Origin of the sequence: Bacillus sp. RZ2MS9 (genome assembly GCF_001816185.2) — a bacterium.
GTDB classification, from domain to species: domain Bacteria; phylum Bacillota; class Bacilli; order Bacillales; family Bacillaceae_G; genus Bacillus_A; species Bacillus_A cereus.
Map to the genome: position 1 here is coordinate 4,727,231 of NZ_CP049978.1, position 13,811 is coordinate 4,741,041.

Sequence of the window (13,811 nt, forward strand, 5' to 3'; positions counted from 1 at the left end):
TGAGCTAATAATTAGTGGATGATGCTCTCCTCCACTAATTAAAGTTTTACTTTATAAAAAAAGAGGGAACATCCCCTCTTTTTTATACGTCATAATTCACTACATAATGCTGCATCTCTGTATTGTAGTAGCCTTCGCTATATTCAATTACTTCGCCAACTTCATCGTAAGAATAACGCATACGTTTTAATAGCGCTGTCCCCTCTTTTTCACCTAGCGCTTCTGCAACGAAACTAGGCGCAAGGCCAACAGCGAATTCATCTCTGAAGTTTTCTAAGTGAATGCCTCGGTCTTCAACTAAATCATAAAGCGATTGCAAGTCAAAGTCCGATAAATCTGTACTTGCCATTCCTGCTGAGAAATAGTGCGTATAATGAATGTACGGTGCATCATTTAACGTATATAAACGTTCAATACGAAAACTCTCCTTACCGAATAATCGAAATGGCACTGTTCCTTCTTCAATCTGAACGATTTCTGCTTTTAGCAATTTCTTCTGTACTTTATATCCTTCTTCCACTAACACTTCAGTAAATTTCTTACCCTTTGACAGTTTTGTCGCAGAAGTATTGCGGATGACTTTCGTTCCTTTACCGCTTTTCTTTTCCAAATATCCTTCTTGAGCGAGTTCTTTAATCGCATTTCGCACTGTAATTTTACTCACTTTGAACTCTTCTTCTAACTGCGGTTCGGAAGGAATATTCGTATGAATCGCATATACACCATGCAATATTCGATCACGAATAATATTTTTTATTTGTAAATATAATGGTCCTTTTTTCCTCGTTACGTTCACTGTTACACCCACTACCTTTCTACATCACCTACTGATGCCGTCATCGCCCGAAGTATATCTTTCTCTGATGACATTGGCGTATCACCGACGATTGTATGTGCTAGCATTCCAGCTGCTGACGCAAATGAAACAGCTTTCTCTGGTGCAAACTCTTTTATCTCGCCATGAATAATTCCGCTCGTATAAGCATCTCCAGCACCTATTCTATCATATACAGAAAACGTAAGTGTTTTTGCAAAAGTTAACGAACCATCTTTACATATAAACCCGCGAAGCGAATGTGTATTATCACTGTTAATAGAGCGATGAGTACCAGCGATTGTAGCGATATGATATGTTTCAGCTACCTTTGGAATAAGATCCAGCAGCTGCGCTTCTCGCTCCGTCTCTTCTGTTTTCATTCCAAGAACGAACATCGCATCTTTTTCGTTCATCATAACGATATCAGCAAGCCCCAGCATTTCTTCATAATGCGGTTTTGCCTGTTCATATCCGTCTTCTCCCCAAAGTGAGGGACGATAATTACAATCAAAAACGACGGTTCCTCCGTTTTCTTTAACTGCTCTCGCTAAAGATTTCATATGATGACGCACCGTATCATTCATCGCAAGTGTAATACCGCAAAAATGAACGATATCAATTTCCTTTGCGATTTCTTCAAATTGATACATTTCTTCACATGCCGTATTGAAGCTACTTTCTAATCGATTCGAATATGTAACGCGGCTTGCACGTGCACCGAATCCATTTTCTAAAAAATACATACCTACATATTTACCGCCTCTTGAAACAAGAGAAGTTTGAATCCCTAACTTTTGAATGTAAGATACAGCTGCATCTCCAACCGAATTTTCCGGTAAAGTTGAAATAAGAAAGCCTTCATGACCGAGATGAGAAAGTGCTGCTGCAACGTTCACACCTGTACCAGAAAATGAGTAATTTAATGTGTTAGCTTGCGACAACAATTCATATCCTGGTACTTGCAGGCGCATCATTACTTCACCAAATGCTGCAATTTTCTTACGCATATTGATCAACTAACTTTTTCACGACTGCTAATAATTCACGAACATCTTCTACTTTCGTGTTACCAGTTTCTTTATCAATAATAGAAGAGTACACGTGCGGGATAACTTGCTCTACGTTTGCTTCAAGCGCAATACCTACAATTGTTTCGAAGTTTTCTTTATCAATTCCGCCTGTTGGCTCTAATGCAAATCCTTCTTCTGCACAAGCCTTCGCAACTGCGCGATATTCTTCCTCATGAGCTAAACCTTTCATCGGGAAGTATTTCAATGAATTTCCGCCCATATCACGTACAAGTGCAATTGCTGTTTTAATTGGAACGATTGCTTTTTCTTCTCCAGCTGCGCTAATTGGACCAGTAGAAATATTTACGTAACCTACTTTTCCTGTTGGCGATACTAAACTATTAATCCAGCTATCTTTTTCGCCAAGATTTGCACGTGTCGCTCCAACTGAAGGGAACACTTGGTTAATATGGCTGCCAGGATAATGCTTCGCAATCTCAGCTACAACTGCCGCTTGGCGATTATCTCCTGCTCCTAGTCCGATTGATACAGCGTCATCAATTTCTTTTCCGTATGCTTTCATCGCTGTAACGGCTTCTTCTACTGTTGGGTAGTCTTTTGATAATACCCCCACTACTACATACCCTTTTGCTGCTTCAAAAATATCTTTCGCATTTCGGATATTGTTCGCTAATACATTTAATGCTACGCGGCCTTTATAAAAACGTTTTTGAATGTTTGTCATTTTAGTTTCCCCCTACAATTTCTCTCAATTTTTCTTGAATCACATGTATGTCATCACCTTGAAGTGGACGTGGATCAATATCAAAGAATCCTTGTCTTACTCCGTAATCACGTGTATAGATTGCGATTTCCCCTTCGCGTAATGCTGTTACAACGCCTTTTGCCGATTTATTTAACTCTTTTTCGTTAATATGAATACGTGCTCTAAAGATTGCTCTTCCCGCTTCATCTTGAACGATCGTTACATTTACACCTTTTAATTCTTTTAGCGGCATAAGTATTTGTAGCAATTCTTTTTCTTGCTCGCTCTTATCTTCTTTTACTCCGTACTCATCAAGTGCTTGAAGTAAACCAAAAGTTGTTTCTTTCCCAACTTTCATGCTTCTTCCGATGCAATGTAACTGCACTTTCAGCCATTCAATATATTTTCGTTTCCCACCAACAATACCAGAAGTAGGTCCTTCAATTGCCTTTGAACCGCTATAAATAGCAAGGTCTGAATACTTCACATACTTTTGAATGTCTTCTTCAGCTGCTGCATCCACGATAAGCGGTACGTTATTTCGCTGCGCAACTTCCCATGCTTCTTCAACAGAAATCATATTTTTTTGCACTGCATGATGTGATTTCACATACAGAATCGCTGCTGTATTTTCACCAATTGCCTCTTCAATATGCTCTGCTTTCCCTTCATTTGCATAGCCAACTTCTACAAGTTTACCGCCGCCTAAATAAATCATCGTTTCAACAGGAGCACCGTATTGAACGTTATGACCTTTTAACATAATCACTTCGTTTTTCGCGATTACTTCTTGATGAAGTCTTTCACTTTTACGGCGATTTCCTTCTGTAACGATACCAGCGATAGAAAGCGCAATTCCGCTCGATGCTGAATTTACAACGACCGCTGCCTCTGAATCTAGAATTCTCGCAATATGGTCTCCTGCTTTATCTACTAAATCAGCAATTTCCACATAATTTTGTCCACCATGTTTCATCGCATCCATTACCGTATCTGTAGGAGCAGATACACCTAAAATACTCATTCTACCGCTCGCATTAATTACTCTTTTTAATCCATACTTAGCATTCAATGAATGACCCATTGATTACAACCCCTTTCGTATCAATTATTCTTTCAGCAACGCGCTGATTCCCTTCTGAATCAATTAACGTAACCTTCTCATCTTTCACCGTAAATAAAGTTAAGTTTGCAATATCGCCTTCTTGAATGCGGCCAAGCTCTGGTTTTTTCAGCCACTCTGCTGCATTTTTCGTAACCGCGTCAATTACTTCTTCTAGTGGATAACCTAAGTAAAGGAATTTCGAAAGAACATGGGCCATACTATACACCGGACCATGCACACGATTCTTCCGGTAAATATCTGTACTAATCGTATTAAAGATGATATCGTGACGCTTCGCAGCCTCTGCTACTTTAAAAGAAAAACTGGCATTACCATGCCCAACATCTAAATGCACACCGCGCTTCACTGCATCTAGTAACACAGGTAACGGTTTGCCTTCTTCATCAAATAAATTATTTTCTTTCCCGTTTAAGTAATGTGTAATGACATCATCTTTTTCTAAAAGAGGTACAACTTCCTCAATGCGAGGAGGCGCTGAACCGATATGTACCATAATTGGTAATGATGTTTCACGAGATAAAGAGCGTGCAACATGAAGCGGTTCAATTCCGCTATCACAAACGACACTTTTACTCATTCTCGCCTTTAACCCAACGATTACATCTTTATACTTTTCTACTGCTTCTATCACTTTCTCTTTATCGATCCATTCCATGTTGGATAATTCATCAATTCGTTTCAAACCGATGCGAGAAATATTTAAAAAGGCAAATAAATTCGTTTTTGCCTGCTCTCTACTTTTTACTAAATCTGCAATACGATCAGCTCCGCAGCTACCCGCATCAACAATTGTCGTTACCCCTTGCTTAACGCCAATTTCATCCACCTCATCGCCATACGGATCAAACTCTGGAAAAGCGTGAACGTGCAAATCAATCCAACCACTCGATACGTAAGTACCAGAGTAATCAAGAACCTTTCCACCCTCGCCAGCACCAGCTTTCGTCACCTGCACGATTTTGTTATTTTCAATTACAATGTCAATCTCTTCCCCGTTCACACGTTTCACATTACGTAGTACGAATCGTTCTGTCATTGTATTTCCACCCTTTTCTATAAGAAGCCATAAGAATACGCTTACATTTAAGTTTCATTTTTTATATCTCTTTCACACGTTTAGCGTAACACAAAAAAAGTTAGAAGTAAATATAACGTTATAATGTTTAGAGTTATATAGTTACCGTCCCCCTCTAAATAATGTAATATACAGTTAATATTCCCAATAATTTCACTATTCCCTTATACCCTTACTAAATTCCAGAAGAACTACCTGAAGGCTTCTAGCTTTTTATCAGAGAGTATGTTTACTTTATTTGCATTTGCCTCCCCTTTTTTAAAACGTTAACTAACTCCGAATTCTTCTATGTATTATATTTTTCTATAGTATTAAAAGAGACTAGACTATCATTTCACTTGGATTAATCGTGTACTATACCATCAAAAAATAAATTGATTCATAATTTTTTATAAAATAAATTTTTATTCATTTTGAGTGTATATTATATAAATTAAATAATATATTTCTAATTTAAATTGTATTATTATTACATTTTCGACGTAATTGGACATTTTTTCACATTTTGACATTAAAAGTAAAAATATTTAGTATATTATTATATTCCTTTAACGGAATAATAAATTATAATGCGGAGAGTGATTAAATCATGAAAAAGAAAATGTTAAAAGGAAGTTGTACAGCATTAGCTTTATCAATCGGTTTTACAGCTTTATCCCCAGCTATTACAAGTTATGCAGCAGAAAAAGAAGCAACGCAAACGCAATTTGAAGGAAAAGAATTAGACAATATTGATTATGAAAGCTTACAATATAGTTTTAATAAGAGTTTAGAAGAAGATGGAATTGATTTAAATGAATTAAGCATTAATGGTAATATTCAATATAGTGTTTCACCTGATGGAACTATACAATATGGTGTGAAAACAAAAGCAGCTAAAGAAGCAGCTAAAATTATGATTAATAAAATGAAGGGAATAGGAGAAAAAGCATTTAATAAGGCTGTTGAAAAACTTCCACTTCCTTCTAACGCAAAACAATACTTAAAATATCAAACTGTTATGAAGGCACTTAATATCATCTATGATTTTGAAGGTGATATTACTAGTGCATTAACTACTGGATTAACAAAAGTTGGAGTTCCTTCTTACCTATCAGGAGTTATTGCAAGAGCCGTAGTAACTTTCTTACTTTAATTTAAAGAAAGGGTGTTTTCTATTAAATTATTAAAAATAGTTTTTGTTATCTTAGTTTTATCTGTTATTTGGCTTGGATTTAATTTTTTAATACCAGAGACTTATAATACTAAAGAGCTTAATTATTGGTTAATGGTATTTGCAAGTTGGATAATAGTTTGTATAGGAATTATTTTGATAACAAAAATTATAAAAAAGTGATAATACTTAAAAATTCAGCTAACGAATAAACTTTATTGCAATCAATATTACAGCAATAGCGCTCATCTTATTTACAATCATTAGCATACAAAAATCAAGGCTTAGCCTTCCAAAATGAAGTGACCCCTAAAAGTTAGACACGGTTATTTCATTAGGCAGCTTGATAGAAATGAGTCCGGTATTGCACCGGGCTCATTTTTAATTTTGCCTTTATCCGTTTTGTATTATAATAATCTATATATTTTTCTAATTCTATTTTGAAGTGCTCTACACTTTCAAGCTCTTTTATGTAGAGAAACTCAGACTTCATGATTCCAAGGCAATTCTCCATTACTGCATTGTCATAACATTTGCCTTTACGAGACATACTTTGTACGATACCTCTTTCTTGTAATGCGTGACGGTACTGTTTCATTTGATAATGCCACCCTTGATCTGAATGCATCAGTAGTTGGTGATTTTCAGGTAAACCTTCTAATGCTGTCTCTAACATTTCTGAAACAAGTGAATACGTCAGTCTAGAGCTAATTGTACAGACCTCGTGTAAACCTTCTTCTCCATGGAGTTCGTATAAGCGTAACCAGTATTGAAATTGTACTTTTGTAATATACATCTGTTTTGCATATTCTGTTTAAGAAATTATTTTTGGATTAAATCCTTGAACGAGCGTTACCTTTGAATTCTTCGTAAATTTTGTCATACAAAAACTGCACCCCACTTGTTAGACTGTGTCTAATAAGTGGGGTGCAGTTCACAAGTAGATAGCTTTTTTCTCTATTCCTGAACCGTCACAATAATCCCATCCATATTATTCCCCGAAATTTCATACTGCTTGTTTGCCGGAATGTTCACTTTCATATTCTCAGAAACTTTATAATAAGAAACAGTATATTTCTTACCTTCTACTTCAGTTGAAATCTCTTTTTCCTCTTTTAAAAACTCTAAATATTCCTCTAGTGTGAAATTCTTTTTTTGCATAATTGCGCTATGAGGTAGGCCAACATAACGGATATGCCATGGCTCATATTGAATTCCAGTAATGTTACTTTTATTTTTCGGATAACGTAATACAAAGCCATGCTTCCATACGTTCTCTTCGATCCATTTTCCTTCAGGCGCTTTCTCCATCTTCTTTTGCGTTGATCCAACGTCTAGTGATAATCCTAAATTATGTTCACTATATCCTGCTGGAAGCGCGTAATCAGATCCCATTTCTTTATATAATTTACTTTGTTCTTTAAAATCTCGATACCCACTACTCATTAAGAAATGCTGTACGCCATCTTTTCCAGCCGCATCGACAACGTTCAAAAACTTTTTTACAACATACTTTGATAAACGAAGATTTCTATCAAATATTACGTAGCCTCTTACTAATTCACTATTATGATTTACATTTATAATATCAGACCTAATACTATCTTTTTTTACTGGATAATCCCTATTAACTAATAATAAATCACCCTTATAAATTTGTTCCTTCGTAATCTCTTTCCTCTCGGTATTTGCCGCCTTTACTAGCTCATCTTTTCCGACAATTTTAACATCGATTTCCTTTTGAAATAACGGTGATATATAAAAGCCTACACATACTGTGCATGCTATAAAAAAAGAAATAAATACCCACTTTTTCATTTCTAGTTCCTCCTTAACGTAACTTACGTATAGAATAGAAAAAACTATTAAAATAAAAAGTGGGGTAAAGTTTAAATTTTTATTAAATTGTTAAGTTCTCGTCTTTTGGCAATCGCACTTCAAACATTGTTCTAACTACATTACTTTCAGCAGAAATTGTACCGTTATGCTGCTCAACAATATTTTTCGCAATAAACAGTCCAAGGCCTGTCCCGCCACGGTTCTCAGTTCTCGATTTATCACCTGTATAAAACATATCAAAAAGATACGGTAAATCTTCTTCTGGAATGCTGTCTCCATAATTCATAACTTGTACGACAACTTCTCCATTATCGATATACCCATTCAGATCAACAAATTGCCCATCATATCCGTATCGAACGGCATTTGTTAACAAGTTTTCAAATACTCTAGCTAGCAATTTTCCATCACCGTTAATTGGCAAATGAGGATCAATATTCAACCTAGCTTGTAAATGATGTTTCTCTAATAAAGGATACAATTCCTCATCTAACTGTATAAGTAGTTCACTTATATCAATCGGCTTTTTATCCAGCTTTAGCATGCCATAATTCATACGTGTAATTTCAAATAACTCATCAATTAAACTTTCGAGCCTTTGCGATTTCGTATATGCAATTGTGGAGAAATGTTTAATTTGTTCTTTTGTTAAATTCTCATCTTTAAGAATTAAATCTAAATACCCTAACACGGATGTTAATGGAGTTCTTAAATCATGAGCTAAGTTTACAACGAGCTGATCTTTACTACTTTCAGCAAAGTCTCCTCTTTCCACCGCTTCTTTTAACTTTTGACTCGCAACATTTATTTCACGTGCGATATCTCCAAACTCATCGTTTGATGAAACTTGAACTTTATTCGTAAAGTTACCGTTCGCAAGATGATGAATCCCGTTAGAAATCTCACTAAAATACTTTAAATACGGTTTTGTCAAAAAGAAGAAAAAGATAATAGATAACGGAATAAAGAAAATTAAAAAGAAGTTAATGTCTCCAACTTCCCTTACCACTGACCTAAATTGCGCTAAAGGCTCTTCGTAGCGAACCATCGTTTTATAATACAGCTGCAATCCTTTATAAATTATATAAGTTACAGTTGCTGCAAGCACCATACTTAACGCAAATAAGGCAATCATTTTAAATCGAAAACTTTTCATCATATTAGCCATTGAAAGTATAACCTACTCCCCACACTGTTTTTATTAATTTATCCTTTCTTTTATCTTCCCCAAGCTTTTTCCGCAACGTACGAATATGTACCATAACTGTATTTCCGCCTTCATAATAATCATCTGCCCATACTTGCTGAAAAATATTTTCCACATTATACACTTTCTTCGGATGGCTCGCTAATAAATATAAAATATCAAACTCTTTCGGTGTTAACTCAATTTGCTCTCCATAGACGTTCACTGTTCTTCGCTCAGGATCAATAATAACTCCGCCTATCTCTAAAGCAGATTTATTCTCCGCTACTTTCGGCTGATTTAATGTAAGAAACCTACGTAATTGTGCATTTACACGCGCAACTAATTCAATCGGTGTAAAAGGTTTCGTCATATAATCATCTGCGCCTAATACAAGACCTGTCACCTTATCAAAGTCCGAAGTTTTCGCACTTAAGAAAATGATTGGCATATGGTGCTTCGCGCGAATTTGACGCGTCACTTCATACCCATCCATTTTCGGCATCATAATATCTAAAACCACTAAGTCGATTGGCTGCGTTTCAATAATATGAACAGCCTCTTCCCCGTCTGCTGCCTTCACGACGTGGTACCCTTCTTTTTCTAAATGTATCTCAATTAAATCAGCAATTTCTGCCTCATCATCCACTATTAAAATTGAAATGCGCTTCATTTTACTCCCCCTTTTATACGCTCGATTGTAAACTAGTCTATCCAATTTGTACAATACGAAAAGGTTACCCATTAGAGTAACCTTTGTAAATAAAATTATATCAGCGATTTTCCAAATATATCGACCATAACTTGAATTATATCGGCGATTTCTCAATTATATCGACCGTAACTCGCATTATATCAGCGATTATTGAAATATATCGACTTACCGACAATTAACAACGAAATTCGCCCGCTACTTTAAAGACTCAAGTTACCGCTCCAAAACAATTCGCTGTTTCGTGATCTCCGCCAACCTTCCGCGGTCTACTTCATACTCAGCTTCAACACTTTGCGGCACCATAACTTTCCCGCTCTCAAGCATCACTTCCGGCGAAATAATATCCTGCTCCCAATGTCTGCTAGAAGCAGATATATCGCCTGGAATCGTAAAGTTCGGCAATGAGGCAAGCGCAACATTTTGTGCTCTTGAAATCCCCATCTCCACCATACCGCCGCACCAAACGGGTATGTTGTGCTCCATGCAATAATTATGGATTTGAACCGATTCTGTTAATCCGCCCACTCGCCCTGGTTTAATGTTCACAATTTGGCAGCTACCAAGGGTAATCGCAACGCGTGCATCTTCTAAACTATGAATACTTTCATCTAAACAAATCGGCGTTTCAATTTTCTTTTGCAACTCCGCGTGATCAAGAAAATCATAATCGGCTAACGGTTGTTCAATCATCATTAATTGGAATTCATCTAGTCGTTTCAGCCTCTCCGTATCCCTTAATGTATATGCTGAATTTGCATCTGCCATTAGCGGGATATGCGGAAACTCTTTTCGAATCTCTTTCAATAATTCGTAATCATGCTCTGGCTTTATTTTCACTTTAAAACGCTCGTACCCTTCTTCTGCGTACTTTTCGATTTGTTTTAACATAACCGGAATTGTATTGATACCAATTACAACACCGACCTCAATTTCAGGTCTAGTCCCGCCTAGTAATGTCGCTAATGACTTCTTTTGTCGCTTCGCATATAAATCCCAAACAGCTCCTTCTATTCCTGCCTTTGCCATTCGGTTTCTTTTTATATGCTGGAACAAACTTGGCACTTCATTCGGATGAGAAATTTCAGCCTTTAATAAATCAGGTAATAAAAAATCTTGCAGTACATGCAATGCTGTCTTCACTGTTTCTTCCGTATACCACGGTTCAGAGAAGGCGACGACTTCGCCAAATCCAATGTATCCGTCCGTATCCTCTAATTTAATAACGATGCTCTCACGCTTCTCATACGTTCCGTAGCTTGCAGCAAACGGGATTACGAGTGGCATTTCTGTTATATGAAGTGTCGCTTTTTTTATTTCCACTTACCTCTCCTCCACTAATTCTCTTAACTCTCGTCTTAACAATTTTTTCGAAGCGTTACGTGGTAATTCCTCTAAGAAACATGCTTTCTTCGGCACTTTATATTTCGCTAATTTCTCCTCGCAAAAGTGAAGAATTTCTTCTTCTGTTACCGCCCCGCTTTTCACAACAAAAGCAGCGGGTACTTGTCCCCATTTATCATCAGTCATACCGACAACACCAGCTTCCGCTATCGCTGGATGGGACAGCAACACTTCTTCAATTTGAGCCGGATATATATTCTCTCCGCCAGAAATAATTAAATCACTGCGGCGATCTAATACGTATAAAAATCCTTCTTCATCTAAATAACCGAGGTCGCCAGTATGAAGCCATCCGTTTTGAATAGTCTCACGCGTCGCATCTTCACGGTTAAAATAACCGCCTGTTACGTTCGGTCCTTTTACTACGATTTCACCTTCCGCATGTGGCGGCACTACTACGCCGTCTTTTTCAATACGAAGTTGGCACTGAAATAGTGGCTTTCCAGCTGATCCTACTTTCGTTAACATGTAATCTGCGGACAACGTACAAATTTGCGAAGACGTTTCTGTCATACCGTACGTTTGATACACAGGAATTCCTTTATCTACACATGTTTCGAGTAACGGTTTTGGCGCTGGTCCTCCGCCAAGTAACATACATCGTAAAGAAGAAGGATATGTTTCTTCTCCAAGTCTCTCTAATAAATCAGTTAACATTTTTGATACGACTGAAATAATCGTTACGCCTCTCGTTTGAAGTGCTGTATGAATAAAATCAGCATCATATTTCGGAACGAGTAAAATGCGCATGCCGTACATAATATTTTTCATTAGAAGAGATAACCCGCCAACATGGAACATCGGCATACACGCTAACCAGCAATCATCATCACGAAGTCCTAAATTAAGCGAAGAGCCAACCGCGCTGGCCCAGTGATTTCCATATGTTAAAATAACGCCTTTCGGTTTCCCTGTCGTCCCTGACGTATAAATAATCGTCATCGCTTCTTCTAAAGAGAATTCTTCTTGTATAGAGGCTTCCTCTTTTGGTCCATTCATCACCTCGGCGAATGAATAGACAGGAACATCTTTAGCATCAAATTCTTGATCGGTCACTAAACAAATAACTTCAGCATCATCCATTTGCCAAAGTAGCTCTTCTCTTGAAAGACGCGTATTTAAAAGCACAGCTACTGCCCCTACGTACGATAGGGCGTGAATAACTGTAATCATCTCCATACCATTTTTCATCAGAACAGCCACCTTTTGTCCTCGCTTCACTCCTACATGCGTGAGGTGTTCACAAACAGATACTACCTTTTCATGCAGCTGCATAAAAGTAACTTTCTCTTCCTCTATTTCAATTGCAGTACGATCTGGTGTTAAAAATGCACGTTGCTTTAACCAATTTGGCATCGTCTCCATCATACATTCTCCTTTCATGAAAGAAAGAGACTTGATGTGACATCAAGTCTCTTAGTTGTTTTGTTTCCGGTTTGATCTCATCTAGCTACAGCGGCTAGAACAGTCGGTCGTTTCACGCCTTCCTACGAGGCAAAAAGCGCCTCTACGTCAGGAGTTCCAACGCCCTCTTGTTCTAAGCGAGCCGCTTCCGCTTTTGGTTTCATCTAGCTACAGCGGCTTCCGCTTTTAATTTCATCCAGCTACAGCGGCTAGAATGTTCGGTGGCTTCACTTCTTCCTACGAGGCAAAAAACGCCTCTACGTCAGAAGCTCCATCCCCCTCATATTCTAAGCGAGCCGCTTCCGCTTTTGGTTTCATCCAGCTACAGCAGCTAGAATGTTCGGTGGCTTCACTTCTTCCTACGAGGCAAAAAACGCCTCTACGTCAGAAGCTCCATCCCCCTCACATTCTGAACGAGCTGCTTCCGCTTTTGGTTTCATCACGGGAAACGAGGGAATTGACCGAAGTCCGGACTGCGTTTTTCTTTGAATGCGTCGCGACCTTCTTTTGCTTCGTCAGTTGTGTAGTACAATAACGTTGCATCTCCAGCTAGTTGTTGAATACCAGCTAGACCGTCTGTGTCTGCGTTGAATGCAGCTTTTAGGAAACGAAGTGCCATTGGGCTGTTTGCTAAGATCTCTTGTGCCCATTGTACTGTTTCTGCTTCAAGTTGTTCTAATGGTACTACTGTATTTACTAAGCCCATATCAAGCGCTTCCCCAGCACTGTATTGACGGCATAGGTACCAAATTTCGCGAGCTTTCTTGTGGCCTACCATACGAGCTAAGTAACCAGCTCCGTATCCACCGTCAAAGCTTCCTACTTTAGGACCTGTTTGTCCGAATACAGCGTTGTCTGCAGCGATTGTTAAGTCACATACGATATGAAGTACGTGTCCACCACCGATTGCATAACCTGCTACCATTGCGATAACTGGTTTAGGAATTGCGCGAATTAGACGTTGTAAGTCTAATACGTTTAGACGTGGGATTTGGTCGTCACCTACATATCCACCATGACCACGAACTTTTTGGTCGCCGCCAGAACAGAATGCACGTCCACCTTCACCTGTTAAAATGATAACGCCAACATTTGCATCATCACGAGCTTGTGCAAAAGCGTCGATTAACTCCATTACCGTTTTTGGACGGAATGCGTTATGTACTTCAGGACGGTTAATCGAAATTTTTGCGATACCATTGTATGTTGAATAAATAATATCTTCGTAATTGCCTTCTTTTACCCATTCAATAGCCATTACAACTACCTCCTTGTATATTTCTGATCTCCTCTATAAGTGTAACTTCATTCTTAACTGA

12 protein-coding genes and 1 pseudogene are annotated in these 13,811 nt (G+C 37.9%); 1 reads left to right on the forward strand and 12 read right to left on the reverse strand.

Translation table 11 applies throughout. From position 1 onward, the window contains the following. Positions 1–82: 82 nt before the first annotated feature. Genes BHV55_RS24175 through BHV55_RS24195 form a run of 5 tightly spaced genes read right to left on the reverse strand, consistent with a single transcriptional unit; the run spans position 83 to position 4,755 of the window. Positions 83–808: a GntR family transcriptional regulator gene (locus BHV55_RS24175; RefSeq protein WP_000539269.1), complete on the reverse strand. Its 726-nt coding sequence runs from the start codon at positions 806–808 to the stop codon at positions 83–85. Further along, entirely contained in the window at positions 808–1,824 is a 1,017-nt protein-coding gene (locus BHV55_RS24180) for a sugar kinase (RefSeq protein ID WP_070757027.1), read from the reverse strand. Before BHV55_RS24180 ends, BHV55_RS24175 begins: the two co-directional genes overlap by 1 nt. Then, positions 1,817–2,572, reverse strand: coding sequence for a 2-dehydro-3-deoxy-phosphogluconate aldolase (gene dagF / locus BHV55_RS24185; RefSeq protein WP_070757028.1), 756 nt, complete (start codon positions 2,570–2,572; stop codon positions 1,817–1,819). Before dagF ends, BHV55_RS24180 begins: the two co-directional genes overlap by 8 nt. A gap of 1 nt (position 2,573) precedes the next feature. Then, on the reverse strand, positions 2,574–3,677 hold the full coding sequence (locus BHV55_RS24190) for a DgaE family pyridoxal phosphate-dependent ammonia lyase (protein ID WP_070757029.1): 1,104 nt from the start codon (positions 3,675–3,677) through the stop codon (positions 2,574–2,576). Beyond that, positions 3,655–4,755 carry an amidohydrolase/deacetylase family metallohydrolase gene (locus BHV55_RS24195; RefSeq protein ID WP_070757030.1) on the reverse strand — a complete coding sequence of 367 codons (1,101 nt, stop codon included), beginning with the start codon at positions 4,753–4,755 and terminating at the stop codon, positions 3,655–3,657. The genes BHV55_RS24190 and BHV55_RS24195 overlap by 23 nt, the downstream gene beginning before the upstream one ends. A gap of 628 nt (positions 4,756–5,383) precedes the next feature. Here BHV55_RS24195 and BHV55_RS24200 point away from each other — a divergent pair. Next, on the forward strand, positions 5,384–5,929 hold the full coding sequence (locus tag BHV55_RS24200; protein ID WP_070757031.1) for a hypothetical protein: 546 nt from the start codon (positions 5,384–5,386) through the stop codon (positions 5,927–5,929). A gap of 352 nt (positions 5,930–6,281) precedes the next feature. On the opposite strand, the pseudogene BHV55_RS24205 reads toward BHV55_RS24200, so the two are convergent. The 7 genes and pseudogenes from BHV55_RS24205 to menB all read right to left on the reverse strand — a co-directional run. Beyond that, positions 6,282–6,662: pseudogene (locus BHV55_RS24205) on the reverse strand (transposase); the annotation flags it as partial. Positions 6,663–6,904: 242 nt separating this feature from the next. After that, on the reverse strand, positions 6,905–7,765 hold the full coding sequence (locus BHV55_RS24210) for a M15 family metallopeptidase (RefSeq protein WP_070757032.1): 861 nt from the start codon (positions 7,763–7,765) through the stop codon (positions 6,905–6,907). An 82-nt stretch (positions 7,766–7,847) separates the two neighbouring features. Next, entirely contained in the window at positions 7,848–8,954 is a 1,107-nt protein-coding gene (locus BHV55_RS24215) for a HAMP domain-containing sensor histidine kinase (protein ID WP_070757033.1), read from the reverse strand. Beyond that, the gene (locus BHV55_RS24220) at positions 8,947–9,645 is read right to left on the reverse strand and encodes a response regulator transcription factor (RefSeq protein WP_000822516.1); all 699 of its coding nucleotides are present in this window, start codon (positions 9,643–9,645) and stop codon (positions 8,947–8,949) included. The genes BHV55_RS24215 and BHV55_RS24220 overlap by 8 nt, the downstream gene beginning before the upstream one ends. Positions 9,646–9,900: 255 nt before the next feature. Beyond that, positions 9,901–11,007 carry an o-succinylbenzoate synthase gene (menC, locus tag BHV55_RS24225; RefSeq protein WP_070757034.1) on the reverse strand — a complete coding sequence of 369 codons (1,107 nt, stop codon included), beginning with the start codon at positions 11,005–11,007 and terminating at the stop codon, positions 9,901–9,903. After that, positions 11,008–12,453, reverse strand: coding sequence for an o-succinylbenzoate--CoA ligase (locus BHV55_RS24230; RefSeq protein ID WP_016110862.1), 1,446 nt, complete (start codon positions 12,451–12,453; stop codon positions 11,008–11,010). A gap of 478 nt (positions 12,454–12,931) precedes the next feature. Further along, complete coding sequence (gene menB / locus BHV55_RS24235; RefSeq protein ID WP_000963884.1) at positions 12,932–13,750, reverse strand: 1,4-dihydroxy-2-naphthoyl-CoA synthase; 819 nt, start codon at positions 13,748–13,750, stop codon at positions 12,932–12,934. Positions 13,751–13,811: the final 61 nt, after the last annotated feature.

Coding starts and splice junctions, on each gene's coding strand:
- dagF (WP_070757028.1), bottom strand. CDS start 2,572: ATGACAAACATTCAAAAACGTTTTTATAAAGGCCGCGTAGCATTAAAT.
- BHV55_RS24210 (WP_070757032.1), bottom strand. CDS start 7,765: ATGAAAAAGTGGGTATTTATTTCTTTTTTTATAGCATGCACAGTATGT.
- BHV55_RS24220 (WP_000822516.1), bottom strand. CDS start 9,645: ATGAAGCGCATTTCAATTTTAATAGTGGATGATGAGGCAGAAATTGCT.
- BHV55_RS24180 (WP_070757027.1), bottom strand. CDS start 1,824: ATGCGTAAGAAAATTGCAGCATTTGGTGAAGTAATGATGCGCCTGCAA.
- BHV55_RS24195 (WP_070757030.1), bottom strand. CDS start 4,755: ATGACAGAACGATTCGTACTACGTAATGTGAAACGTGTGAACGGGGAA.
- BHV55_RS24190 (WP_070757029.1), bottom strand. CDS start 3,677: ATGGGTCATTCATTGAATGCTAAGTATGGATTAAAAAGAGTAATTAAT.
- BHV55_RS24230 (WP_016110862.1), bottom strand. CDS start 12,453: ATGGAGACGATGCCAAATTGGTTAAAGCAACGTGCATTTTTAACACCA.
- BHV55_RS24200 (WP_070757031.1), top strand. CDS start 5,384: ATGAAAAAGAAAATGTTAAAAGGAAGTTGTACAGCATTAGCTTTATCA.
- menB (WP_000963884.1), bottom strand. CDS start 13,750: ATGGCTATTGAATGGGTAAAAGAAGGCAATTACGAAGATATTATTTAT.
- BHV55_RS24215 (WP_070757033.1), bottom strand. CDS start 8,954: ATGGCTAATATGATGAAAAGTTTTCGATTTAAAATGATTGCCTTATTT.